This window comes from Curtobacterium sp. MCJR17_055, from assembly GCF_003224335.1.
In the GTDB taxonomy this organism is placed as follows: Bacteria; Actinomycetota; Actinomycetes; order Actinomycetales; family Microbacteriaceae; genus Curtobacterium.
In genome coordinates this window covers 110,416-133,963 of the sequence record NZ_QKLF01000003.1, presented here as the reverse complement: position 1 = coordinate 133,963, position 23,548 = coordinate 110,416, and the positions used below count along the sequence as shown (strand labels likewise).

The window sequence follows — 23,548 nt, the reverse complement described above, 5'->3', positions numbered from 1 at the left end:
CATGACGGACTACGACCTCATCGTGATCGGAGCCGGCGCTGTCGGCGAGAACGTGGCGGACTACGCCCACAAGCGCGGCCTGTCGGTCGCGGTCGTCGAAGCCGAGCTCGTGGGCGGTGAGTGCTCGTACTGGGCCTGCATGCCGTCCAAGGCCCTCCTGCGCAGCAGCCACGCGGTCGCCGCGGCCAAGCGCCTCGGCGGAGCGGAGGAAGCCGTCACCGGCACCGTCGACGCTGCCGCCGTCCTGGCCCGTCGCAACTCGTTCACGAGCAACTGGGACGACGCGTCGCAGGTGCAGTGGCTCGAGTCGTCCGACATCGCGCTGATCCGCGGGTACGCGAAGTTCACCGGCGCGAAGACCATCGAGGTCGACGGGACCTCGTACTCGGCCGGGGCCGTCGCCGTCGCGACCGGCTCGCTGCACACGCTGCCGCCGGTCCCCGGACTCGAAGCGGCGAAGCCCTGGGGCACGCGCGAGGGCACGAGTGCGCAGGAGGTCCCGGAGAGCCTGCTCGTCATCGGCGGCGGTGTCGCCGGGTCCGAGCTCGCCACCGCGTGGGCGGCGCTCGGCGCGAAGGTGACACTCGTCGCCCGCCACGGCCTGCTCGGCGGGATGGAACCGTTCGCCGGTGAACTCGTCGGCGACGCCATGCGCGAGGCCGGCATCGACGTCCGCACCGGCGTCAACCCGACGCGCGTGGACCGCGACGAGCACGGCCTCGTCACGACGACCTTCGACGACGGCACGACGCTCGTCACGAGCGAGGTCCTCGCCGCGACGGGCCGCGCCCCGGGCACCGGCAACCTCGGGCTCGAGGCCGTCGGACTCACCCCGGGCGAGTGGCTCGAGGTCGACGACACCATGCTCGTCACCGGCACCGACTGGCTCTACGGCGTCGGTGACGTGAACCACCGCGCCCTCCTCACCCACCAGGGCAAGTACCAGGCCCGCGCCGCCGGTGAGGCGATCGCCGCCCGCCTCCAGGGGAAGCCCGTGCACGCGGAACCGTGGGGCGCCCACGTCGCCACGGCCGACCACGCCGCGGTCCCCCAGGTGACCTTCACCGACCCCGAGGTCGCGAGCGTCGGCCTCACCGAGGAGCAGGCCCGGCAGCAGGGCATCGACGTCCGTGCGGTCGAGTACGACCTCGGCGCCGTCGCCGGCTCGGCACTGCAGGCCGACGGCTACACCGGGCGCGCCAAGATGGTCGTCGACGAGTCCCGCGGGGTCGTCGTCGGCGTGACCTTCGTCGGGCAGGACGTCGCCGAGATGCTGCAGGCCGCGACGGTCGCCGTGGTCGGCGAGGTCCCCGTGCACCGACTCTGGCACGCCGTGCCCGCCTACCCGACGATGAACGAGATCTGGCTCCGCCTGCTCGAGACGTACGGCCGACCCGAGTAGCCGGTGCTGAACCCGCTCGTCGACTCGCCGGTGTCCCGCGCCGGGTGGGCGTTCGCGACGGCCGTCGGCCTCGCGATCGGCCTGACGCTGTCGACGGGGCCCGTGCGGGTCGTCGACGGGCTCGTCGTCTGCCGGGGCCTGCCCCGCTGGGTCTTCCGGCGTGGCGGGACCTGCGTCGGCTCGGTGTAACTCACCCGGGACAACGACGGCGACCGGGTCCTGCGGCACGAGCGGGTGCACGTCGACCAGTGGCGGCGGTACGGCATGCTCATGCCGCTGCTGTACGCGCTGGCGGGGCGCGACCCGCTGCACAACCGCTTCGAGATCGAGGCCGGACTCGAGGACGGCGGCTACCGCTGAGCGCCGAGCGCCTGCCCGCGCCCGGCTCGGCGTCGGCCGCGGCGTCCGCCGGTCACGCACAACGGAAACCGGCTCGAACCACGGACTCCCGTGGTTCGAGCCGGTTTCCGTTGTGCGGCGCCGGACCGCGCCGGCGCCGGACCGCGTCGGCCCCGTCGGACCCGGATCGCGCCGGCCCCGTCGGACCCGGACCGCGCCGATGCGCGCAGCGCGCAGCGCGCCCGTCAGCGCGCGCGACGCGGCACGACGAGCGGCGTGCCGGTCTCCGGGTCCGGCACGACCACGCACGGCAGGCCGAAGACGTCCTCGACGAGCTCCGCGGTCACGACCGTCGCCGGCGGCCCCTGCGCCACGATCACCCCGTCCCGCATCGCGATCATGTGCGTCGCGTACCGGGCAGCCTGGTTGAGGTCGTGCAGGACGGCCACGACCGTGCGACCGGCCGCGTGCAGCGTGGACGCGAGCTCGAGCACGTCGTACTGGTGCGCGATGTCGAGGAACGTGGTGGGTTCGTCGAGCAGCACGATGTCGGTCTCCTGCGCGAGCACCATCGCGATCCAGACGCGCTGCCGCTGGCCACCGGACAGCTCGTCGACGCCGCGGTCGGCGAGGCCCACGATGTCCGTCTGCGCCAGGGCGGCCTGCACGACCTGCCGGTCGGTGCCGCTCGAGGGGTGCAGCAGGTCCTGGTGCGGGAAGCGTCCGCGGGACACGAGGTCGCGCACGCTGATGCCGTCCGGGGCGATCGGCGTTTGCGGCAGCATCGCGACGCGCCGGGCCACGGCCTTCGGGCGATAGGACGTGATCGGACGGCCGTCCAGGTAGACCGTCCCGGCGGTGGGCTTGAGCGTCCGCGCCAGCGCCTTGAGGAGCGTCGACTTCCCGCAGGCGTTCGGACCCACGATCACGGTGAGCTCACCGTCCGGCACGTCGACGTCGAGCCCGTCGACGACCACGCGGTCGTCGTAGCCGAGCCGCAACCCGCGGGCGCCGAGTGCGGTGACGGGCGCCTCGGGGGTGAGGACGCTGGCAGGGGTCAACACTCCGCCTTGCCGTGGCGCCAGTAGCCCATGAACGCGACCTGCTTCCGGTCCAGCCCGACTCCGCGCACGAGGTGGCGTCGGAGTTCCTTGACGCAGCCGGCCTCCCCCGCGATCCAGGCGTAGACGGGCAGGTCGTCGTCCTCGCGCGGGACGTCCCAGAGCACCTGGTGGTCCACGTCGACGTCCGCGAGTTCCACCGGCACCGCCGCGCGCCCATCGGTCAGGACGGGAGCCGGCACCGCGACCGTCGATGCCCAGGCCTGCACGTGGTCGGTCATGCGGACGCCGTGCGACGCGCCGTTGCGGGCGATCCACCGCACCTCGACGCCGGCGGGCGCGGAGACGGGCAGGCGGTCGGCGTCGGTCGGGACCTCGATGAACACGTGTCCGACGGCCGAGACGTCGAGGGCCTCGAGGATCGCGCAGATCGCGGGAGCGGCCGTCTCATCGCCCGCGAGGAGGATCCGGTTCGCCGACCCGGGCGCGAACTCGGCCGCGCCGGACGGCAGGTCCTCGGGCGACTCCGGGACGCGGGGGCCGACGATCCGCAGTTCGTCGCCGACACGGCACGCGGACACCCAGCGCGAGGCCGGCCCGCCGTCCCCGTGGGCGACGAAGTCGATGTCGAGCTCGTGCGCGTCCGGACGGAAGGAGCGGACGGTGTACGTGCGGATCGGGTTCCGGGTGGCGTCCGGCAGTGCGCGCCACGCCGCGAACCAGTCCTCGCCCTCGGGCAGGTCGGAGAACCCGTGGCCGTCGAGCGGCAGGAGCACCTTGATGCGCTGGTCCAGCCCGACGGCGGAGAACTCCGCGAGTTCGGCACCGGTCAGCGTCACGCGGACGAAGTGCGGGGTGAGCGAGGTGACGGCCGCCACGCGGACGGAGAAGACGCGGTACCGGGCAGCCACACATCGAGTATGGCATGCCTTACCTAACGAGAGAAGGACGGTTCATGTCGCAGCCCGCGTCGGCTGCGACACTGGGACGGTGTCCGTGCACGATGACGAGTTCTCCGACGTCCCCGCCCTGGCCGCCGCGAGCGGCGTGACGGAGCCGCTCCGCGCCTCCCGGCAGGTGGTGCCGACCGTCCCCGGTGGTGACGTGTCGGCGATCCGTTGGTCGCGCACCGGTCCGCCGGTCCCCGCTCGGGAGGCCCGGATCACCTACCTGCACGGGCTCGGCATCGACGCGCACAGCTTCGACCAGACCGCGATCGCCGTCGACGAGCCGGCCGTCGCGCTCGACCTGCCCGGGCACGGGCGGTCCGCGTGGCGTGCAGACGCCGACTACGCCGCCACCACCACGGCCCCCACCGTCCTCGCCGCGCTCGACGCCCTGGACGTCCCGCCGGGCATCGTCGTCGGGCACTCCCTCGGCGCGATCCTGTCCGCCCGCCTCGCCGCCCTCGCACCGGAGCGTGTCACCGGTCTCGTGCTGGTCGACATGTCGCCGGACTTCGCGCAGCGCGCCGTCGACCGGATCGCCCGCGCACTGGAGGCCGAGGAACCGTTCTCGGACCTCGACGAGGTCGTCGACCGGGCGATCGCGGCCCGCGTCGGCGACGACCGACCCACGCTGCTCCGCGAGGCCCGGCACACCACGCGGCTCGGTGCCGACGGTCGGCTGGTGCGACGCCACCACTTCCCGCACCTCGGCGTCGGACGGTCGGCCTCGGTCGGGCGCTTCGCCGACGCCTGGCCGGACCTGGAGCAGCTGGACGTACCGCTGCTGCTCGTGCGCGGGGACCGCGGGTACGTCTCCCCCAAGCTGCACCAGTCCTTCGCCGAACGGCTCCCGGATGCCACGATCGTCACGGTCGCGTCCCGGCACGCGGTGCAGACGCAGGCGCCCCTGCCCCTCGCCGCTGCCATCCGGTCCTGGGCGACCACGCACGGTTTGTCGGACGGCGTCGAAGAACCCCCCTCGACTTCGTCGGAGCCCTGACACCGCCGGTGCGACGCATCCCGGTAGCCTCGTCCGAGCGCCGCTGACGACCGTCGTCGCGCCGCCCTCGTTCCGGACCCTGCGTGGCCCGGCTCCGGGAAGGAACCCAGCATGCGTCCGCTCCACCGCACCGCACTCGCCGCGACAGCACTCGTCGTCGCGACCTCGGTCGCCCTGGCCGGCTGCTCCGGCGGCCCCGACGAGACCCGTGGCGGTCCCGACGCGACGGTCCGGGTCGGCCTGGTGCTCGAACCGACGAGCCTCGACATCCGCACCCAGTCCGGCAACGCGCTCGACCAGGTCCTCATCGACAACGTCTACCAGGGGCTCGTCGGCCGGACCGCCGACGGCGGGATCCGCGACGTGCTGGCGTCCTCGCACGAGGTCTCGGACGACGGCCTGACGTACACGTTCACGCTCCGCGAGGGCGTCACCTTCCAGGACGGCGAGCCGCTCACGGCGGACGACGTCGTGTCCTCGCTCGAGGACGTCAAGGCGAACGACTCCTACGTCGACGCGGACGACCTCGCCTCGGTCGACACCGTGACGGCGACCGGCGACGACCAGGTGCAGCTCCGGCTCACCCGGCCCGACTCCGAACTCCTGTGGAACCTGACCGGACGCGCCGGGCTCGTGCTCGAGCAGGGCGCTGACGGCGACCGGACGAAGACCGCGAACGGCACCGGGCCGTTCGAGGTCGCGAACTGGAAGCAGGGCGACTCGCTCACCTTCAAGCGGAACCCGGACTACTGGGGTCCGAAGGCGAAGGTCGGCACGGTCGTCTTCCGGTACATCACCGACCCGTCCACGGCCGTCAACGCGATGGCCGGCGGGGACCTCGACGTCCAGACCGCGGTGGACGGCACGCTGAAGGGGCAGCTGGAGGGCACCTCCGGCATCACCCTGCACACCGGCAAGACCACCGACAAGTACACGCTCGCCTTCAACGACCGGAAGGCGCCCTTCGACGACGTCCGCGTGCGCAAGGCGATCCGGCAGGCGATCGACCCCAAGGCGGTCATCACGGCCATCGGCGGCGGCGGCGTCGAGCAGGGCGGCCCCATCCCGGCGCTCGACCCCGGCTACCAGGACCTGACCGACATCGACGCGTACGACCCCGCGTCGGCGCGGAAGCTCCTGCGGCAGGCCGGCGTCACGAAGCCCACGCTCACCCTCACGTACGCGAACGTCTACCCGACGGCCATCGGCGACGTCCTGACCTCGCAGCTCGCCGAGGTCGGCATCACGCTGAAGGTGCGGCGCGTGGACTTCGCCACCTGGCTCGACACGGTGTTCACGAAGAAGGACTTCGACCTCAGCATGGTCAACCACACCGAGGCGCGGGACTTCGGCAACTGGGCGGACCCGGACTACTACTTCGGCTACGACAACGCACAGGTGCAACGGCTGTACGCCGCGGCCCTCGCCACCACCGACCAAGACGAGAAGGTCCAGGCGCTGCGACAGGCCGCCCGGATCGTCAGCGAGGACGCCGCTGCCGAGTGGCTGTACACCGCGACGACGACGACCGCGGTCCGTGACGGCGTCTCGGGCTTCCCGTTCGACAGCACCACGACCCGGCTGGACCTGGCGGACCTCGCGGTCTCGTAGCATCGCACCGTGACCCGATTCCTCGTCGGGCGGGTGCTCCTGCTCGCCGTCGGCCTGCTCGTGGCGAGCCTGATCGTCTTCGCGACGCTGCGCGTGCTCCCCGGGGACGTCGCACAGGTCGTCGCCGGGGCCGAGGCGACGCCCGCGCAGGTCGCAGCGCTCCGGGAGCAGCTCGGGCTCGACCGTCCGGTCGTCCTGCAGTACCTCGACTGGATCGGCGGGCTGTTCCACGGCGACCTCGGGAACTCGCTCGTGACCCGCGGGCCGGTCGCACCGGAGATCGCGGAGAAGCTCGCGGTCACGCTGCCGCTGGCCGGCATGTCCCTGGCCGCCGCCCTCGTGGTCGGCGTCCCGCTCGGGGTCCTCGCCGCGGTCCTCCGCCGCCGTCCGGGTGGGGCGGTGATCTCGTTCGCCGCACAGGCCGTCGCGGCGGTCCCGGTGGTCTGGGCCGGGCTGCTCCTGGTCGCGCTGTTCGCCGTGACGCTGCACTGGCTGCCGGTGCAGGGCTTCCCGCTCGACGGCTGGCGGGCGCCGGGCCGGGCGTTCGCCGCGCTCGTCCTCCCCGCGCTGACGATCGGTGCGGTCGAGGGCGCCGTCATCCTGCGCTTCACCCGCTCGGCGACGCTGTCCGTCCTCGACGCCGACCACGTCCGGACCGCCGCAGCGGTCGGGCTCACGAAGACCCGCGCTCTGCTCCGGCACGGCCTGCCCAGCGTCGCCCTGACCGTGCTCGCCGTCCTCGGGGTGCAGATCGCCGGGCTGCTCGTCGGAGCGGTCGTCGTCGAACAGGTCTTCTCGCTCCCGGGCGTCGGCCGGATGCTCGTCACCGACGTCGGCCGGCGGGACATCACGAAGGTGCAGTCCGAACTCCTCGTCCTCACCGGTCTCGTGCTGCTCGTCGGGTTCGCCGTCGACGTGCTCCACCGTGCGCTCGACCCCCGGCAGCGGGAGGCCGCCTCGTGACCGTGCTCCGTCGTCTGCTCCGCACCCCGACCGGGCTCTTCGCCGTGGTCGTCCTCGGGCTGCTCGTCGTCCTCGCAGCCGTGTCGCTCGTCTGGACACCGCAGGACCCGTTCCGCACCGACCCCGCGGCGCAGTGGGGTCGACCGAGTGCCGCGCACTGGTTCGGCACCGACGCCGTCGGCCGCGACATCGCCAGCTACCTGCTCGCCGGGACCCGCACCACGCTCGTCGTCGCGGTCGGCTCCGGCGTCATCGCGAGCGTCGTCGGCGTCGTCCTCACCGCGATCGGGTCGCTCACCGCGCGCTGGGTCCGCGAGGGGACGGCCGTGCTGCTCGACGTGCTCGTCGCCTTCCCCACCCTGCTCACGGCGATGCTCCTCACCGCGGTGTACGGCGGCTCCCTCGGCGTCGTCGTCGTGTCCGTCGGACTCGCCTCCGGTGTGACGATCGCCCGCGTCGCCCGCGGGGAGATCCGCCGCATCGCCCGGAGCGACTACGTCGTCGCAGCGCGGGCCTCCGGCGTCGGTCCGGCCGGCGTGCTCTTCCGGCACCTCGTCCCGAACGCCGCGCCCCTGTTCACCGTGCAGCTGTCCCTCGCGATGGCGACGGCGGTCCTCGCCGAGGCCGGCCTGTCCTACCTGGGCTACGGCGCCGATGCGGGCACGGCCTCGTGGGGACGGTTGCTGTCCGACCTGCAGACCTACATCGGTGTCCACCCCTGGAGTGCGACCTGGCCGGGTGCCGCGATCGCGGTCGTCGTCGCGGCGCTCTCCCTCCTCGGTGACGCCGTCCGCGACGCGACCGACCCCCGGCTCGGCACCGGCCGACGGGACGGCGACGACCGCGGTGCCCGCCCTGCTGACGGGGTCCCGGGCGTCACCGGGTCGGAGGGCATCGCATGACCGCCGACGCCCCCACCTCGCGTGGTCTGGACGTCCGCGGCCTGACGGTCCGGATCGCCGACCGGACGGTGCTCGACGACGTGACGTTCGCCGTGCCTCCCGGCCGTCGCGTCGGCGTGATCGGCGCGTCCGGGTCCGGCAAGTCCATGACGGCGCTCGCGCTGATGGGTCTGGAACCGGCGGGTGCGGCCGTCACCGGCAGCATCCGTCTGGACGGGCGTGAGCTCGTCGGGCTGCCGGACCGCGAGCGCGCGCGGACCCGCGGCGCCGCGATCGGCATGGTGTTCCAGGAGCCCGGCACCGCACTCGACCCGCTCCGCCGGGTGGGGAAGCAGATCGCCGAACCGCTGCGCCTGCACCGCGGGCTCGACCGCCGGGCGGCCGCCGAGGCCGCCGTCGGCCTCGCGCGCGACGTCGGCCTGCCCGACCCCGAGCTGCTCCTCCGCCAGTACCCGCACCAGCTGTCCGGCGGCCAACGGCAGCGTGTCTGCATCGCGATGGCGATGGCGGGGGAACCGGACCTGCTGGTCGCCGACGAGCCGACCACCGCCCTGGACGTCACCACGCAGGCCCGGATCCTCGACCTCTTCGAGTCGCTCACCGCCTCCAGGGGGGCCGGCATGCTCTTCGTGACGCACGACCTGGCGGTGCTGTCCCGGATCGCCGACACCGCGGTCGTGCTGGAGGCCGGACGTGTCGTCGAGCAGGGCCGGGTCGCCGACCTGCTCGCCGCGCCCCGGCACCCCGCCACCGCGGCGCTCGTCGACGCGGCCCGCGCCACCGCCAGGAGGACCCCGTGACCGACCTCCCAGCACCGGCCACTGCGGGCGCACCGGCACTCGCCGCCGCCGACCTGCACCGCACCTACCGACTCCCCCGCCGCGGACCGTTCGAACCCGGCGCGCTCCGCACCGCCGTCGACGGCGTCGACCTCACCGTCGCCGCCGGTTCCCGGCTCGGCATCGTCGGTGAGTCCGGGTCCGGCAAGTCGACCCTCGTCCGTCTGCTGGCCGGACTGGAGGCCCCCTCCACCGGCACCGTGCACGCCTCCGGCCGCTCCGTGGACGCCCGCGCTTCGGCCGCCGCCGGCAGGTGGTACCGGCGGGAGACCGGCATCGTCCTCCAGGACCCGGTCGCCTCGCTCGACCCGCGGATGCGCGTCGGGGCCGTCGTCGCCGAGCCCCTCCGGGCGCTGCGGATCGAAGGCGACCACCGGGCGATGGTCGCCGCCGTGCTCGAACGGGTCGACCTGCCCGCCGATGCCGCGGACCGGTACCCGCACGAGTTCTCCGGCGGGCAGCGGCAGCGCATCGCGATCGCGCGGGCGGTGGTGCACCGTCCGCGGATCCTGTTCGGGGACGAACCGATGAGCGCCCTCGACGTGGTGGTCCGGGCGCGCGTGATCGACCTGTTCCGCTCGTTCGTCGACGACCTCGGCGCGACGGTCGTGCTCGTCTCGCACGACATCGGCGTCGTCCAGCGGCTGTGCGACACCGTCGCCGTGATGAGCGCCGGGCGCATCGTCGAGCACGGGCCGGTGTCCCTGCTCGACGCTCCTGCCCACGAGGTCACGCGGGCGCTGGTCGCGGCGGCACCGACGCTGCCGTAGCGGCGCGCTCCTCCCCCGGGTTCCAGAACCGCGGCATCTCGCGCCGCCAGATGTGACGATCGTGGAACCTGGACGGTGAGCGAGCGGCGAATCGTGGAACCGCGACGGGCGGCGCAGGGCACTCGGCGCTCGGGCGTCGACGGCGCTACCAGCCGGCCGGGTGCCTCCGCTGCCAGCGCAGCCGCCGTTCGAGCTGCGCCCCGATCGCCAACAGGATCCGCTCGCCACCCGGGCGCCCGATCAGCTGCACGCCCATCGGCAGGCCCGCGCCGTCCGGGTGTCCCTCGGCGGTGACCCCGACGGGCAACGTGATCGCGGGCAGCCCCGACACGTTCGCCATCGACGTCCACGGCGAGTACGCGCACTGGCGGCGGAAGTCCTCCTCCGGGTCGTCGCCGTACCAGCCGAGGGGCCGCGGGGTCATCGCGAGGGTCGGCGTGAGGACCGCGTCGAACCGGTCGAACGCCCGGATCAGGGCGATCGAGAACGCGTCGAGCCCGGCCATCGCATCGAGGACCTGCGTGCTCGTCACCGCCCGCCCGCGCTCCACCAGCCAGGCGACGAGGGGCGTCAGAGCACGCAGGTCGATGCCCGGGATCCGGGCGATCCCAGCACCGGAGGACTCCCAGGCGACCCGGAACGGCTCGGCGTACGGCGCGCACGGCATCGCCACGTCCTCGACCCCGTGCCCGACCTCGCCGAGGACCCGCACGGCCGTGTCGACCGCCTCGCGCGCGGCCGGGTCGACGACCACGTCGACGGAGTCGTCCCACGGCGAGCCCTCGAGCACGCCCACGACGAACCGCCCCTCGCCCCGGACGGCGGCCGCGGTGAAGGGGCCGTCGCCGACGTCGGGCGTCACGAGCGCGTACGGCTGGCGCTCCGGCAGCCCGGTCGGTGCCACGAGCGCGTCGAGGAGCATCCCGGCGTCGGCGACCGTCCGGGTGAGCGGTCCGGCGACGGCCAGTCCGCCCAGCCCGGCGCGTCCGGGCATGGACGGCACCCGGCCGCGACTCGGCTTGAGCCCCACCAGGCCGGTGGCCGCCGCCGGGATCCGCACCGAGCCTCCGCCGTCGGACCCGACGGCCGCCGGCAGCAGCCCGGCTGCCACGGCGACGGCGGCACCGCTCGACGACCCACCCGGGGCGCGGGTGGTGTCGTAGGGGTTCCGCGTCGTGCCGAACCGCGTCTCCGACGAGGACGACATCCCGAACTCGGGCGTGGCCGTCTTGCCGAGGCTGATCGCCCCGGCGGCGTCGAGCGCGGTGACGAGCGGGTGGTCGGCCTCCGCCGGGTCTCCCGGCAGGGCGGCGGTGCCCGACCGGGTGGGGACGCCGCGACGGTCCGTCAGGTCCTTGTCCCCGGACGGGAGGCCCCACAGCGGTCGTGACGTCGGCACCAGGTCGCCGAGGTGGTCGGCCCGGGCACGTGCAGCATCGGCGGTGACCGTGACGAAGGCGCCGAGCTCCGCGTCGAGCCGGTCGATCCGGGCGAGGTAGTGGTCGGTGACCTCGCGGGCGGTGGCGTCGCCGCGGCGGATCCAGTCCCAGAGTTCCTGCGCGGACAGGTGGTGGAGTTCGAACACGGACCGAGCCTAGGCGGACGCGGTCGGACCCGGTCCTTGACCGTGCCGTGGTCCGGGGCCAGGCTCGCCGTATGGACTTCGGCGGAGTGCTCGGCGCGGACGCTCCTGACCCCGAGCTCGAGCAGCGGGCCGCGGTCCGTGCGCTCGGGTTCGACGTCGCCGGTCTCGTGGCGCAGCGGCACCTCGAGGACTCCGGCTCCCTCGGCGTGCAGACCAGCGAGTCCGACGGTGTGCTCGTCGGTAGGACCGTGTCCCGGCAGTACACGCTCTGGCGGAACCCCGACGACCGCGACGACCCGGTGAACCTGGCGGTGCTGGACGACGAGCGGCGGCGGTCGCTCGAGGAGGTCCCGCCGTGGCCGCGCCCGGACTGGCTCGTCGCGACCGTCGAGCGCCTGCGGTACCCGATGCTCTGGGAGGCGGTCCAGACGCACTGGTCCGCACCCGGTCCGACCCGTCCCACGGCGGCGGAGACCCTCGTCCAGCACGTGCAGAACGTCCTCGTCAACCAGTACCGCGACGAACACGCCCTCCCCGACCTGACCGCCGAGCACACCTGGCCCACCCTGGTCGACGAGCGGAGCGTCCAGTCCGGGCACCCCCTCCTGGTCGACGGCGCCGAACGCCCGGGACTGCTCCTCGACACGGACCCGTTCGTGCTCGGCCTGGCCGCGGAGCTCGACGACGGCCGTCTCCTGACCGCGGTGCTCCCGCGCGACGAGCTGTCCCTGCTCACCATCGCCTTCGACGCGGCGGTGCAGCTCGACCGCATCGCTGCAGACCGACCCGGCAGCATCGCACCCGACCGGCCTGGCGGCACCGCAGCGGGCTAGTCCGCCCGAAGCGCCTCGAGCACCCGCAGTTCCTCGTCCGCCGTCAGCCCCGACCGCCGGACCCGTCCGACCCCGCGGGCACGCTCGTCGTCGACGACGCGTCGCACCGTGTCGACGAGCGGCCGAGGTGTCCCGCCTGCAGCGAGGAACGCCCGACCGGCCCGCCGCGCGAAGCCGACCTCGCTGACCGGGATCCAGAGCGGTAGGGACATGGGACCGGCCCAGTAGCCGACCCCCTGCGCCAGGAGGGAGTCGTCGTCGCCTGCCACGAGCCTCCCGTCGAACCCGGTCACGTCCGCCACCGCGTCGACGAAGGTCCGCATCGACGTGCTCGACCCCACGGCGTCCACCGTGCCGACCGTGCCCGTCCGTCCTGCCCGGACGATCCACGCCGCGAGGTCCGCGACGTCGACGACCTGCACCGCCCGGTCGTCGAGGACCGGCGTCAGCACTTCGCCGCCGCGGAGGAGCCGAGCGGGCCAGTACCCGAACCGATCGCTGGGGTCACCCGGTCCGACGACGAGGCCGGGTCGGACCACGAGCGCATCCGTGCCCCGTACACGACGGGTGGCGCGCTCGCCGGTGGCCTTCGCATCGGGGTACTGCGTCACGTCCGCTGGCTCGACGACCGGGGCGTCCTCGTCATCACCGGCCCGGTCGGTCCGCGCGTACACGGAGACCGTCGACACGAACGACCAGTGTGCAGCCGCCGACGAGAGCGCCTCGAGCGCGCCCTCGACGTGCGCCGGGTCGGTCGCGAGCTCGACGACTGCGTCCCAGTCCCCGAGCACGTGCTCGTACGCGCCGGTGTCCGAGCGGTCGGACCGGACGAAGCGTGCACCGGTCGGCGGCGCCCCGGACGCACCACGGGCGAGGCAGGTCACCTCCGCGCCGTCCCGCAGAGCGGCCTCGGCGATCGCCCGCCCGAGCCATCCGGTCCCACCCAGCACCAGCACGCGTCGCATGCGGTCAGTCTGGCAGCGTGGGGACCGGACGGGAGGCACAGGACGGGCGCGCACCGCGCCTCCCGTCCGGTCGGTGGCCGGCCCGACGAGGTGGGACGATGGACGGATGACCGCCACGCTCGTCGCCAAGGGGCTCGCCGGCGGCTACGCCGCCCGCACGCTGTTCGACTCCCTCGACCTCACGGTCGCACCCGGTGACGTGATCGGCGTCGTCGGGGTGAACGGGGCCGGGAAGTCGACGCTGCTGCGCCTGCTCGCCGGGGGCGACGAGCCGCTGGCCGGGACCGTCTCGCTGTCACCGACCGACGCGTTCGTGGGGTGGCTGCCGCAGGAGCACGAGCGCGTGCCCGGCGAGACGGTCGCGGCCTACGTCGCACGACGGACCGGCTGTGCGGCGGCGGCGGCGGAGATGGACGCGACGGCCCTGGCGCTCGGCGAGCCGGACGCCGGCGATGCCGCGGCGGACCGGTACTCGGTCGCGCTCGAGCGCTGGTTGGCCTCGGGCGCCGCCGACCTCGACGAGCGGATGCCGGTGGTGCTCGCCGACCTCGGTCTGACGCTCGACGCGCGTGACGGCTCGGTCACGGCGGACTCGCTCATGACGTCGCTGTCCGGTGGGCAGGCGGCACGGGTCGGCCTCGCGGCACTGCTGCTCTCACGCTTCGACATCGTGCTGCTCGACGAGCCGACGAACGACCTCGACCTGGACGGCCTCGACCGGCTCGAGGAGTTCGTCCGCGGCCTCCGCGGCGGGGTCGTGCTCGTCAGCCACGACCGGGAGTTCCTCGCCCGCTCGGTGACGGCCGTCCTGGAACTCGACCTCGCGCAGTCCTCGAACCGGCTGTTCGGCGGCGGGTACGACGCGTACCTCGAGGAGCGCGAGATCGCCCGCCAGCACAAGCGCGACGCGTACGACGAGTACGCCGCGACGAAGGCCGACCTGGTGTCCCGTGCGCGGACGCAGCGCGAGTGGTCCAGCCAGGGCGTGCGCAACGCGATGAAGAAGGCGCCCGACAACGACAAGATCCGCCGCAAGGCCGCGAGCGAGTCGAGCGAGAAGCAGGCGCAGAAGGTCCGGCAGATGGAGTCGCGCATCGCCCGGCTGGACGAGGTGGAGGAGCCGCGCAAGGAGTGGCAGCTCGCGTTCACCATCGGCCAGGCCCCGCGGTCCTCCGCCGTCGTGGCGACCCTGTCGGACGCCACGTACGTGCAGGGCGACTTCACGCTCGGGCCGGTGTCGCTGCAGGTGAACGGCGGCGACCGGATCGGCATCACGGGGCCGAACGGCGCCGGCAAGTCGACCCTGCTCCGCGCGTTGCTCGGGCGCCAGGAGCCGACGACGGGCACCGCGTCCACCGGGTCGAGCGTCGCGATCGGCGAGGTCGACCAGGCCCGGTCGCTGTTCACGGGGACCGAGTCGCTCGCGGCCGTGTTCGAGGGCCTCGTGCCGGAGATGAACACCGCGGACGTCCGGACCCTGCTCGCGAAGTTCGGGCTGAAGGCGGACCACGTCGGCCGTGCCGCCGGTGAGCTCTCCCCCGGCGAGCGCACCCGCGCCGGACTCGCGCTGCTGCAGGCCCGCGGGGTGAACGTCCTCGTGCTCGACGAACCCACGAACCACCTGGACCTCGTCGCCATCGAACAGCTCGAGCAGGCGCTCGAGTCCTACGAGGGCACGCTGCTGCTCGTCACGCACGACCGGCGGATGCTCGACACGGTGCAGCTCGACCGGCAGTGGCGGGTCGAGGCGGGGCGGGTCACCGAGGGCTGAGACCCGCCCTACTGTGGGCTCATGGACCTCGCGGAGTGGGAAGAGCGCGTCGACGCCCTGTGGGCGGACACGCAGGTCGACGACGAGGGCCGGATCCGGCGCATGCGTGCCCTCGCGGCGACGGCACCGCACCCGGCGCTCGGCGCGTTCGAGCTCGGTGGCGCCCACGACTCCGGTGGGCAGGAGGCCGAGGCGGACGTCGAGTACTCCCGCGCCACGGCAGCGGGCCTCGACACCGTCGACCCGACCCTTGCTGCACAGATGGTGATCCAGCACGCCTCGACGCTGCGGAACCTCGGTCGGACGGACGAGGCGATCGCCATGCTCCGGGCCGCACCGGCACACCCGGCCGTCGGCGATGCGCCGGCGGTGTTCCTCGCTCTGGCCCTGCACAGCGCAGGACGGAGCGACGAGGCGCTGCGGCTCGCCCTCGAGACCATCGAACCGACGCTGCCGCGCTACAACCGGTCGGTCCGCGCGTACGCGGCGGCGCTCACCGGCGACTGACCGGGCAGCGCCACACCGCGGTCAGTGTCCGCCGACACGGTGGAACGGGCAGCCGCCCGACCGGGTCGCGCCGCCGTGGGACCGGGAGGCCCGCACCTTCCCTCCGGACGCCGGCTTGGTGGGCAGACGGCGCCGGTTGACCCCGAGGCCCTCGTCGAGCACGGTCAGTCGCGGGTCACTGAGGGTCGCCACCGCAGCTGCGAGCCCCGCGATCGCGAGCTTCTCCCCGGGGCACCGGTGGCCGGTCGCCGGGTCCGCTCCGCCGTGCGGGATGAAGGTCCGGATCGCCTCGTAGTCGTCGACGCCGAGGAATCGCGTCGGGTCGAACCGCTCCGGCTCCGCCCAGGACGCCTCGTCCGTGTCGGTCCCGAGGATGTCGAGGACGACCCGACCGCCCGCCGCCAGGTGCTCGCCGTCGAGCTCGACGTCCTCGCTCGCCCAGCCGGGCAGCATCGGGACGAAGGGCGCCGTCCGTCGGATCTCCTGCGCGAACGCGGTCGCCAGCGGGCCGTCCACGAGGGATCCGCGGGTGCGGGCCTCCTCGGCGAGGCGCTCGCGCCACTCCGGGCGGTCGTGTAGCTCCGCGGCGGCGAACGCGACGAACCGGGCGACGGCGATCATCGGGCGGATGCTGTTCTGCAGCTCGATGCCGGCGGTCGCAGCGGGCAGGAGCAGCGCGGAGCGGTCGCGGTGCCACGCCCACTCGTACAGCGCAGTGCCCTCCGCGGGCTCGAGCTCGCCGGCCCGGACCGCGCGGATGAGTCGCTCGGCGTGCCGGTCGGACCACCAGCGGTTGGCCGCGGCGAGCAGGTACTCCGGCGAGTACGGTGCACCGAACCCGTCGACGATCTGCGCGAGGCGGGCGGCCCAGCGGGTCTTCGCATCGGCGGTCCCGGGCAGTCCCGCCCACCGCATCGACGCACGGCCGAAGGCGCCCACCGCGGCGTCGTAGGCGGACCGGCGCCCACCGGCGAGCCAGTCGTCGAGTTCGCGCTGCCACTCCTCCGCGAAGAGCTGGGTCAGCCGCGCGACCTGCTCGTCCTCGTACGCGACGTCGAGGAACGTGGCCTTGCGGTGCCGGTGCTCGTCCCCGTCGAGGCTGTGCACCGACCCGTCACCGAACAGGGTCTGCTGGACGATCGCGGGCATCGCGCCGTGGCGGGCGATCCGGTCACCGTCGTAGAAGAGGTCGACGGCCTCGCTCCCGCGGACGAGCAGGGCGTCCTTGAACAGGAACCGCATCGGCACCGCCCGGGCGCCGTCGGACGCACGGCGCCAGATGTGGGCGCCGAAGCCGTAGCCGCGGGTGAGCAGGGACACGGAGTCGTCGATCGCCATGCGCCCATGCTGCCGGGAGCCGCCCGGCCGTCCTCCCAAGGGCCGCCGCGGGAACCGTGACCGTTGGGGTACGGCAGACTGCAGAGACCAACTCCAGGAGTGTTCTTCATGTTCGTGCTCGCCATCCTCTTCCTCGTCGTCGCGCTCGCTGCGCTGTGGTTCCGCACACGGACCTACACCACCCCGGCCCGACCGGCGACGCCGGGTCGAGAGGCCCAGGAAGCGGCACCCACCCGTCGCCCGAACCGCGTCGCCGCCTGGTTCGCCGTCGGGGCAGGCTTCCTGTTCGCCGTCTGCACGCTCGCGAGCACCCTCTACGCGCAGGACACCGGCGAGTCGAAGGTCCAGGTGGACATCTCCGGCAACATCGTCGGGCAGACGACCGACTCCGGCTTCCACTTCACGGCGCCGTGGGCGACGCTGCACACGTTCAACATCCGCAACCAGACGGTGACGTACATCAACGCGGTCAACGGCTCGGACTCGGACAACAACGGCAACGTCCGCTCCGGCCCGTACGTCACCGTCCAGGACCGGGACGGCGTCTCGTCGAACATCAGCCTGAACCTGCAGTACAGCATCGACGCGAAGGCCGTCACGGACATCTACCGGTCGTACAAGACCGAGGAGAACTTCAAGACGCAGTTCATCGGCAACTCCGTGCGGAGCGTCGTGCGCCAGGTCCCGAACGACTTCACCACGATCGCCCTCATCACCAAGCGCGGGGCGGTCGAGAAGTCCATGATCCAGGCGCTCGAACGACGGTGGCAGGGCTCGGGCGTGCACGTCGACAACTTCGCACTCCAGGAGATCACGCCCCCGAAGTCGGTCACGGACTCGTACGCGGCCGCGCAGCAGGCACAGATCCAGGTGACGAAGGAGCGCGCGCTGCTCGACGCCAAGAAGGTCCAGGCGCAGCAGCAGGTCGCCGAGGCGCAGGGGCAGGCCGACGCGAACAAGGTGCTCAACGGCCAGCCGCTGTCGGACGCCGCGCTGAAGCAGCGGGAGATCGAGGCCCTGAAGAGCGCCGGTGACAACGGCTCGCTCATCGTCGTCCCGCAGGGCAGCGACAACATCCTCAGCCTGCCCGGCACGCGCGGCGGCTCGGAGTGACGGGCGGACCGGTCAGCGCGTGCCGGAGCGCCCGCTGCTCACGCGGCCCGGAGCGCCAGCGCCCGCAGCACCTCGGCGCACTCCTCGGCAGGGGTACGGTCGGCCGCGACGGTGACGTGGACCTCGTCCGCCTGCGGCGGCTCGAGCGTCGCCAGCTGTGAGTCGAGCAACGACGTCGGCATGAAGTGCCCGGACCGTGACGACATGCGCTGTCCGAGGAGCGCCCGGTCCCCCGCGACGTGCACGAAGACCACCCCGGAGGCCCGGAGCACGTCCCGGTAGGACCGCTTGAGTGCGGAGCAGGTCACCACCCCGTTCGTACCGGCGGCGAGGTGTCCGCGGATCCATCCGGCCACGACGTCGAGCCACGGCCACCGGTCCTCGTCGCTCAGGGGTGTCCCGGCCTGCATCTTCGCGACGTTGGTCGCGGGGTGCATGTCGTCGCCCTCGGCGAAGGCCCATCCGAGCTCCTCGGCGAGCATCGCGGCGACCGTCGACTTGCCCGAACCGGACACGCCCATGACCACGAGCACCCGTGCGTCGAGCGGTACCGGCTGCTGGTCGGTCGCGTGTCCGCTCATCGGATGAAGACCCCCGCGACGAGCACACCGACCAGCCCGGTGACCGAGATGAGGCACTCGAGCACCGACCACGTCTTGAAGGTCTGCCCGACGGTCGTGTTGAGGTAGCCCTTGACGAGCCAGAACCCGGCGTCGTTCACGTGCGACAGGAAGACCGACCCGGCACCGATGGCGAGCACGAGCAGCGAGGTCATCGGGGACGAGAGGTCCTGCGCGATCGGGGCCATGATGCCCGCGGCGGTGACCGTCGCGACGGTCGCGGACCCGGTGGCGACCCGGACGAGCGCGGACACCACCCAGGCGACGAGCAGCACCGACACGCCGGACTCCTGGACGGCGTCGGCGATCACGCCGCCGATGCCCGTGTCGATGAGCACCTGCTTGAAGCCGCCGCCCGCGCCGACGATGAGCAGGACGCCGGCCACCGGCGGCAGGGCGCTCTCGAGGGACTTCGCGACGGCCGACCGGTCCATGCCACCGCCGACCGCGAAGAACACCATCGCGTAGACGGTGGCGATGCCGATCGCGATCATCGGCGTGCCGAGGAAGTCGAGCACGCCGACCCACGCGCCGCCGGCGTCCGGCACCGTGGCCTCGCGGATCGCCTGCGCGAGCATGAGCACGACGGGCAGCAGGATGCCGACGAGGGCGACCGCGAAGGACGGGCTGCGCGGTTCGCTGATGACCCGGGTGAAGTCGCTCTTCCCGTTCGGCAGGGACGCCGTGTCCTGCGTGGCGGAGCCGCGGCGTGCCTCCCGGCCGGAGTGCGCGGGGTCCGCGTCCCGTGAGCCGAACATGTCCGGAGCGGGGACGTCGACCCAGCGTGCCGCGAAGCGGGCGAACACCGGACCGGCGACGACGATGACGGGGACCGCGAGCACGATGCCGAAGGCGAGCGTCGTCCCGAGGTCTGCGCCGACCGTCGAGACGGCCACGAGCGGACCGGGGTGCGGTGGGACGAACGCGTGCATGGTCGACAGGCCGGCGAGGGCCGGGATCGCGATCTTCATGATCGGGACGCTGCTGCGCTTCGCGACGAGCACGATGATCGGGATGAGGAGCACGAGGCCGACCTCGAAGAACATCGGCAGGCCGATGAGCGCGCCGATGAGCGCCATCGTCCAGGGCAGGGCGGCGGCCGAGGACCGGCGGACCAGCGTGTCGACGACCCGGTCGGCGGCGCCGGAGTCGACGAGCAGCTTGCCGAACATCGACCCGAGCCCGACGAGGATGCCGACGCTCGTCATGGTCGCGCCGAAGCCGTTGCCGAAGCTCGTGACCGTCTGTTCCGGGGCGAGACCCGCGCCGAGACCGACGCCGAGCGCGCCGATCGTCAGGGCGACGAACGGGTGCACCTTGAGCCAGGTGATGAGCGCGATGATCACCACGATGCCGACGAGGGCAGCGATGACGAGCTGTGGGATCGTGCCCGACGGTTCGACCGGCTCGGGGCCCGCCGCGAGCAGGGTGCCCGCCGCCGAGGTCTGGAGGTGAGGCATCTGCGCCCCTTCCTGGTGCAGCTCCTGCGCTGCGCCGTCCTGCTGCTGGTGGCTGGTTCGTGCCGGTCACTGTCCATCCCGACCGTCGAACCAATAATCTGATTAATCAGACTACATCGTCGACGCCCGCGCGCCAGCTCGTCCTGCGCGCAGTCTGCCGCTGCAATGGGGTCCGCGTCACACACCCGTACCCGACGGTCCGACCAGGAGGAACGATGCCGACACCCCGCGGCCTGCACGCCCACGTGCTCGACACGCTCGGGCAGCGCATCGTCGACGGCGCGGTCGCCCCGGGGACGGTGCTCCGACCGGAGGACGTCGCCGCCGAGTTCGGCGTCTCACGATCGGTCGTCCGCGAGGCACTCCGCGTGCTCCAGTCGCTCAGCATGGTCCGGCCACGCCAACGGGTGGGCACCCAGGTGCTGCCGTCGTCGGACTGGGAGCTCCTCGCCCCCTCGGTGATCCGCTGGCGCGGGGCCTCGGACGCGTACTTCACCCAGCAACGCGAACTGCTCGAACTCCGGCTCGGGATCGAGCCGGTCGCCGCCACCCTCACCGCGGACCGGGGCGGTCCGGCCGCCGACGCCGTGCTCGTCGCGGCCCGCGAGATGGTCGAGGCCGTCGGACGCGGGGACGGACATGCCTACCTCGAGGCGGACGTGCGCTTCCACCGTGCCCTGCTCACCGGATCCGGCAACACGGTCTTCGCGCACTTCGCGCACACGGTCGAGGCGCTCCTCCGCACCCGGACGAGCGAGTCCCGCGACACCATCACCCGATGGACCGCCGAGGCCGCCGCCCGACACGAGGCCGTCGGCCGGGCGGTCGTCGACCGGGAGGCCCGACTCGCGTCCGACGCGGCCGCCGCCCTGGTGCGCACCACGCGCGACGAGTTCGTCGCCGAGGCCCGCTGACCGGTGCTCGCTGAGCGGTGCTCGCTCAGCGCCCGCCGGAGGGCCGCCTGCGCAGACCGCGGAGCCGCAGGCGCATCGTCACCGTGCCGAGCCACCGGTCGTACTTGAAGCCGACCCGTCCCATCCGGCCGATCTCCTCGAACCCGAGCCGCTCGTGCAACCGGATCGAGGCGTCCGCGGACCGGTCGGCGATCACGGCGATGACCTCGCGCACGCCGGCCGCCCGGCACGCCTCGAGCAGTGCCTCCATGAGTGCCCGGCCGAGGCCCTTCCCGCCCGAGGCCGCCCCGAGGTAGATCGAGTCCTCGACCACGTGGTTCGACCGGTCCCGCGGGTTCCAGGGCTCGACGAGCGCGTAGCCGAGCACCTGCCCGGACGGTGCCTGCGCCACCAGGAACGGCAGCTTCCGCCGCTGGAGGTCGTCGTACCGGCGCTTCCACGCGGCGAAGGTGAAGGCCGCCGCGTCGAACGTCACGGAGGAGTTCCGGACGTAGTGCGTGTGGATCTCGCGCACCTCGGGCAGGTCCGCGGTCGTCGCCGGTCGGATCGCGTACGTGAAGACCGGTTCCGGCGGGGCCGGGGCACGCAGGTGTCGCGGCAGGGTCCGCCGCTGCTGGTATTCCTCCTCGAGCACGGTCCGAGCCTACGGGAGGCCCGTCACGGCTCGGTCGGCAGGGTCCAGTCGACGGGGTCCGCGCCCTGGGCGGCGAGCAGGTCGTCGACCGCGGAGAACGGTCGGCTGCCGAAGAACCCGCGGGACGCGCTCAACGGACTCGGGTGTGCCGACGCGACGACCGGGGTGTCGCCGAGGAACGGCCGGACCGACGCCGCCTGCGCACCCCAGAGCACGGCGACGAGGGGACGGTCGCGGGCGACGAGGGCCCGGACGGCCTGCTCGGTGACCGCTTCCCAGCCCTTGCCGCGGTGACTGGCGGGCGCGCCCACGCCGACGGTGAGCACCCGGTTGAGCAACAGCACGCCCTGCCGGGACCACGCCCGCAGGTCGCCGTGCGGTGGGGGCGTCACGCCGAGGTCGTCAGCGAGCTCCCGGTAGACGTTCTGCAGGCTCCGCGGGACCGGGCGCACGTGCGGGGCGACGGCGAAGGACAGGCCGATCGGGTGTCCGGGGGTCGGGTACGGGTCCTGCCCGACGACGAGCACCTTCACGCGGTCGAACGGGTCCTCGAAGGCACGGAGGACCGCCGGTCCGGCGGGCAGGTACGGTCGGCCCGCCTCGTGTTCGGCCCGGAGCCACGCACCGATCCGGTGGACCTCGTCCTCGACCGAGGCGAGCGCCTCGGCCCAGCCGGGGTCGACGAGCTCCGCGAGGGGCTTCGGCTGCACGCTAGGCGCCCATGGTGGCGACCGAGACGGACTCCTCGCCCGCCATCACCCGCCAGACGCTCCCGGTGCCGCGGACCTCGAGCGCACCTTCGCCGACGACGAGCGCGGTGTCCTCGTCGATGGCGAGACCCGCGGTGACGAACTCGGCCTCGGCGCTCGCGACGAGGCGGGCGAGGGTGCCGGCCTGCGCGGCGTGCACGTCGATGGTGAGGTCGACGAGTCCGAGTCCCTCGCGGAGCTCGACCTCGTCCAGGCCCTCGGAGGCGTCCTCGGGGCAGACCTCGACGCCGCCGATCCGGTGTCCGCCGACCAGGGCGCGGTCCGCGGCGATCATCGCACCGGCGGAGTACCCGAGGTACGGCAGACCGTCCGACACGAGCAGGCGGATCTGGTCGACGAGCGGCGTGACGGCGTCCAGGTAGTCCGGGGTCCGGCCGCCGCTGACGACCAGGGCGTCGACGTCGCTGAGGACCGTCGTGTCGAAGACCCCGCCGGCGGGGACCTCGGTGACGAGGACCTCGGCCGCGCGGGCACCGCCGAGGACCTCGGCGATGTCGGCGGTCGAGCCGGGCGACCTGCCGTCGGCACCGGCGACGGACAGCAGCGCGATGCGGGGGACGGTGCGCCCGACCGCGGCGGAGCGAGCGGTGGCCTCGGCGGTGAAGGCAGCGGCGACGTCCGCGGCGACGAAGGGGCCGCCGCCGACCAGGTGGATGCTCACGACTCGGCCGTCACCGGCGCGAGGGCGCTCCACGGGAACGTGATCCAGCCGTCGACCCGGCGCCACACGTGGTCGGGCTCGAGCACCGTGCCGGGCTTGGAGTAGAGGCAGGCGCTGCGGACGTCGGCACCGGCGTTCCGGATGATGTCGACCACGAGCGCGAGGGTGCGGCCGGAGTCCGACACGTCGTCGACGACCAGGACCCGCTTGCCGGCGAGGCTCGGCGCGTCGAGGGCCGGCGCGAGCACGACCGGCTCCTCGAGGCGCTGCTCGACGTCGGTGTAGAACTCGACGTTGATCGAGCCGCACTCCTTGGTGCCGAGCGCGTAGGCCACGGCACCGGCGATGATGAGTCCGCCGCGAGCGACGGCCACGACCACCTCGGGCTCGAACCCGGCGGACAGGACGTCCTTGGCGAGCAGGCGTGCGGCGTCGCCGAACTCGAGCCAGCCGAGCACCTCCGGTCCGCTCGTCACGGTCACGGTCGACGAGGCGGACGGCTCCGCTGGTTCGCTGCTGATCGGCATCCGCCCACGGTACCGG

23 protein-coding genes and 1 pseudogene are annotated in these 23,548 nt (G+C 73.4%); 13 read left to right on the top strand and 11 right to left on the bottom strand.

Annotated features, from left to right (window positions below):
* Position 1: 1 nt before the first annotated feature.
* Together DEJ16_RS08140 and DEJ16_RS08135 are read left to right on the top strand one after the other, a co-directional pair.
* Positions 2 to 1,402: an NAD(P)/FAD-dependent oxidoreductase gene (locus tag DEJ16_RS08140; protein WP_110825132.1), complete on the top strand. Its 1,401-nt coding sequence runs from the start codon at positions 2 to 4 to the stop codon at positions 1,400 to 1,402.
* A 3-nt stretch (positions 1,403 to 1,405) separates the two neighbouring features.
* Positions 1,406 to 1,762, top strand: a pseudogene (locus tag DEJ16_RS08135) (Fe-S oxidoreductase).
* Positions 1,763 to 1,986: 224 nt separating this feature from the next.
* Here the strand turns inward: DEJ16_RS08135 and DEJ16_RS08130 are convergent.
* Positions 1,987 to 2,802, bottom strand: a complete 816-nt coding sequence (locus DEJ16_RS08130) for an ABC transporter ATP-binding protein (RefSeq protein ID WP_110825133.1) — start codon at positions 2,800 to 2,802, stop codon at positions 1,987 to 1,989.
* A complete protein-coding gene (locus tag DEJ16_RS08125) occupies positions 2,799 to 3,713 on the bottom strand; it encodes a siderophore-interacting protein (protein WP_110825134.1) in 915 nt (304 codons plus the stop codon). Before DEJ16_RS08125 ends, DEJ16_RS08130 begins: the two co-directional genes overlap by 4 nt.
* Positions 3,714 to 3,792: 79 nt before the next feature.
* Here DEJ16_RS08125 and DEJ16_RS08120 point away from each other — a divergent pair, with 79 nt between their 5' ends.
* From DEJ16_RS08120 to DEJ16_RS08095, 6 genes are all read left to right on the top strand, one after another.
* The gene (locus DEJ16_RS08120) at positions 3,793 to 4,749 is read left to right on the top strand and encodes an alpha/beta fold hydrolase (RefSeq protein WP_181419528.1); all 957 of its coding nucleotides are present in this window, start codon (positions 3,793 to 3,795) and stop codon (positions 4,747 to 4,749) included.
* 111 nt (positions 4,750 to 4,860) lie between these two features.
* On the top strand, positions 4,861 to 6,360 hold the full coding sequence (locus tag DEJ16_RS08115) for an ABC transporter substrate-binding protein (RefSeq protein ID WP_110825136.1): 1,500 nt from the start codon (positions 4,861 to 4,863) through the stop codon (positions 6,358 to 6,360).
* 9 nt (positions 6,361 to 6,369) lie between these two features.
* Positions 6,370 to 7,323, top strand: a complete 954-nt coding sequence (locus tag DEJ16_RS08110; protein WP_110825137.1) for an ABC transporter permease — start codon at positions 6,370 to 6,372, stop codon at positions 7,321 to 7,323.
* A gap of 2 nt (positions 7,324 to 7,325) precedes the next feature.
* The gene (locus DEJ16_RS08105; RefSeq protein ID WP_110825230.1) at positions 7,326 to 8,225 is read left to right on the top strand and encodes an ABC transporter permease; all 900 of its coding nucleotides are present in this window, start codon (positions 7,326 to 7,328) and stop codon (positions 8,223 to 8,225) included.
* Positions 8,222 to 9,025 (top strand): ABC transporter ATP-binding protein, encoded by an 804-nt coding sequence (locus DEJ16_RS08100; protein WP_110825138.1) that lies wholly within the window; start codon positions 8,222 to 8,224, stop codon positions 9,023 to 9,025. Before DEJ16_RS08105 ends, DEJ16_RS08100 begins: the two co-directional genes overlap by 4 nt.
* A complete protein-coding gene (locus DEJ16_RS08095; protein ID WP_375232116.1) occupies positions 9,022 to 9,834 on the top strand; it encodes an ABC transporter ATP-binding protein in 813 nt (270 codons plus the stop codon). The genes DEJ16_RS08100 and DEJ16_RS08095 overlap by 4 nt, the downstream gene beginning before the upstream one ends.
* Before the next feature lie 145 nt (positions 9,835 to 9,979).
* On the opposite strand, the gene DEJ16_RS08090 is transcribed toward DEJ16_RS08095, so the two are convergent.
* Positions 9,980 to 11,419, bottom strand: a complete 1,440-nt coding sequence (locus DEJ16_RS08090) for an amidase (protein ID WP_110825139.1) — start codon at positions 11,417 to 11,419, stop codon at positions 9,980 to 9,982.
* Between the two features lie 71 nt (positions 11,420 to 11,490).
* On the opposite strand from DEJ16_RS08090, the gene DEJ16_RS08085 reads away from it, so the two are divergent.
* Positions 11,491 to 12,252 carry a hypothetical protein gene (locus tag DEJ16_RS08085; RefSeq protein ID WP_110825140.1) on the top strand — a complete coding sequence of 254 codons (762 nt, stop codon included), beginning with the start codon at positions 11,491 to 11,493 and terminating at the stop codon, positions 12,250 to 12,252.
* Here the strand turns inward: DEJ16_RS08085 and DEJ16_RS08080 are convergent.
* A complete protein-coding gene (locus tag DEJ16_RS08080) occupies positions 12,249 to 13,217 on the bottom strand; it encodes an NAD-dependent epimerase/dehydratase family protein (RefSeq protein WP_110825141.1) in 969 nt (322 codons plus the stop codon). The genes DEJ16_RS08085 and DEJ16_RS08080 overlap by 4 nt on opposite strands.
* A 106-nt stretch (positions 13,218 to 13,323) precedes the next feature.
* Between DEJ16_RS08080 and DEJ16_RS08075 the strand changes: the two genes are divergently transcribed.
* Both DEJ16_RS08075 and DEJ16_RS08070 read left to right on the top strand, forming a co-directional pair.
* Positions 13,324 to 14,988, top strand: a complete 1,665-nt coding sequence (locus DEJ16_RS08075) for an ABC-F family ATP-binding cassette domain-containing protein (RefSeq protein ID WP_110825142.1) — start codon at positions 13,324 to 13,326, stop codon at positions 14,986 to 14,988.
* A 21-nt stretch (positions 14,989 to 15,009) separates the two neighbouring features.
* Positions 15,010 to 15,495 carry a tetratricopeptide repeat protein gene (locus tag DEJ16_RS08070; protein ID WP_110825143.1) on the top strand — a complete coding sequence of 162 codons (486 nt, stop codon included), beginning with the start codon at positions 15,010 to 15,012 and terminating at the stop codon, positions 15,493 to 15,495.
* Positions 15,496 to 15,516: 21 nt separating this feature from the next.
* Here the strand turns inward: DEJ16_RS08070 and DEJ16_RS08065 are convergent, their stop codons facing one another.
* Positions 15,517 to 16,833: a cytochrome P450 gene (locus tag DEJ16_RS08065; protein ID WP_110825144.1), complete on the bottom strand. Its 1,317-nt coding sequence runs from the start codon at positions 16,831 to 16,833 to the stop codon at positions 15,517 to 15,519.
* 108 nt (positions 16,834 to 16,941) lie between these two features.
* Here DEJ16_RS08065 and DEJ16_RS08060 point away from each other — a divergent pair, with 108 nt between their 5' ends.
* On the top strand, positions 16,942 to 17,946 hold the full coding sequence (locus tag DEJ16_RS08060; RefSeq protein ID WP_146232849.1) for an SPFH domain-containing protein: 1,005 nt from the start codon (positions 16,942 to 16,944) through the stop codon (positions 17,944 to 17,946).
* 38 nt (positions 17,947 to 17,984) lie between these two features.
* On the opposite strand, the gene DEJ16_RS08055 is transcribed toward DEJ16_RS08060, so the two are convergent.
* On the bottom strand, positions 17,985 to 18,527 hold the full coding sequence (locus DEJ16_RS08055) for a gluconokinase (protein ID WP_110825146.1): 543 nt from the start codon (positions 18,525 to 18,527) through the stop codon (positions 17,985 to 17,987).
* Positions 18,524 to 20,026, bottom strand: a complete 1,503-nt coding sequence (locus DEJ16_RS08050; RefSeq protein ID WP_110825147.1) for a GntP family permease — start codon at positions 20,024 to 20,026, stop codon at positions 18,524 to 18,526. Before DEJ16_RS08050 ends, DEJ16_RS08055 begins: the two co-directional genes overlap by 4 nt.
* A 215-nt stretch (positions 20,027 to 20,241) precedes the next feature.
* On the opposite strand from DEJ16_RS08050, the gene DEJ16_RS08045 reads away from it, so the two are divergent.
* A complete protein-coding gene (locus tag DEJ16_RS08045; protein WP_110825148.1) occupies positions 20,242 to 20,940 on the top strand; it encodes a FadR/GntR family transcriptional regulator in 699 nt (232 codons plus the stop codon).
* 25 nt (positions 20,941 to 20,965) lie between these two features.
* Here DEJ16_RS08045 and DEJ16_RS08040 read toward each other — a convergent pair whose 3' ends face one another.
* Genes DEJ16_RS08040 through DEJ16_RS08025 form a run of 4 tightly spaced genes read right to left on the bottom strand, consistent with a single transcriptional unit; the run spans position 20,966 to position 23,532 of the window.
* Complete coding sequence (locus DEJ16_RS08040) at positions 20,966 to 21,574, bottom strand: GNAT family N-acetyltransferase (RefSeq protein ID WP_110825149.1); 609 nt, start codon at positions 21,572 to 21,574, stop codon at positions 20,966 to 20,968.
* Positions 21,575 to 21,597: 23 nt separating this feature from the next.
* The gene (locus DEJ16_RS08035) at positions 21,598 to 22,284 is read right to left on the bottom strand and encodes a uracil-DNA glycosylase (RefSeq protein WP_110825150.1); all 687 of its coding nucleotides are present in this window, start codon (positions 22,282 to 22,284) and stop codon (positions 21,598 to 21,600) included.
* Between the two features lies 1 nt (position 22,285).
* Positions 22,286 to 23,005, bottom strand: coding sequence for a Type 1 glutamine amidotransferase-like domain-containing protein (locus tag DEJ16_RS08030; RefSeq protein WP_110825232.1), 720 nt, complete (start codon positions 23,003 to 23,005; stop codon positions 22,286 to 22,288).
* On the bottom strand, positions 23,002 to 23,532 hold the full coding sequence (locus tag DEJ16_RS08025; protein WP_181419527.1) for a phosphoribosyltransferase: 531 nt from the start codon (positions 23,530 to 23,532) through the stop codon (positions 23,002 to 23,004). The genes DEJ16_RS08030 and DEJ16_RS08025 overlap by 4 nt, the downstream gene beginning before the upstream one ends.
* Positions 23,533 to 23,548: the final 16 nt, after the last annotated feature.

Coding starts and splice junctions, on each gene's coding strand:
- DEJ16_RS08115 (WP_110825136.1), top strand. CDS start 4,861: ATGCGTCCGCTCCACCGCACCGCACTCGCCGCGACAGCACTCGTCGTC.
- DEJ16_RS08055 (WP_110825146.1), bottom strand. CDS start 18,527: ATGAGCGGACACGCGACCGACCAGCAGCCGGTACCGCTCGACGCACGG.
- DEJ16_RS08070 (WP_110825143.1), top strand. CDS start 15,010: ATGGACCTCGCGGAGTGGGAAGAGCGCGTCGACGCCCTGTGGGCGGAC.
- DEJ16_RS08025 (WP_181419527.1), bottom strand. CDS start 23,532: ATGCCGATCAGCAGCGAACCAGCGGAGCCGTCCGCCTCGTCGACCGTG.
- DEJ16_RS08075 (WP_110825142.1), top strand. CDS start 13,324: ATGACCGCCACGCTCGTCGCCAAGGGGCTCGCCGGCGGCTACGCCGCC.
- DEJ16_RS08045 (WP_110825148.1), top strand. CDS start 20,242: ATGCCGACACCCCGCGGCCTGCACGCCCACGTGCTCGACACGCTCGGG.
- DEJ16_RS08080 (WP_110825141.1), bottom strand. CDS start 13,217: ATGCGACGCGTGCTGGTGCTGGGTGGGACCGGATGGCTCGGGCGGGCG.
- DEJ16_RS08100 (WP_110825138.1), top strand. CDS start 8,222: ATGACCGCCGACGCCCCCACCTCGCGTGGTCTGGACGTCCGCGGCCTG.
- DEJ16_RS08140 (WP_110825132.1), top strand. CDS start 2: ATGACGGACTACGACCTCATCGTGATCGGAGCCGGCGCTGTCGGCGAG.
- DEJ16_RS08050 (WP_110825147.1), bottom strand. CDS start 20,026: ATGCCTCACCTCCAGACCTCGGCGGCGGGCACCCTGCTCGCGGCGGGC.
- DEJ16_RS08065 (WP_110825144.1), bottom strand. CDS start 16,833: ATGGCGATCGACGACTCCGTGTCCCTGCTCACCCGCGGCTACGGCTTC.
- DEJ16_RS08085 (WP_110825140.1), top strand. CDS start 11,491: ATGGACTTCGGCGGAGTGCTCGGCGCGGACGCTCCTGACCCCGAGCTC.
- DEJ16_RS08060 (WP_146232849.1), top strand. CDS start 16,942: ATGTTCGTGCTCGCCATCCTCTTCCTCGTCGTCGCGCTCGCTGCGCTG.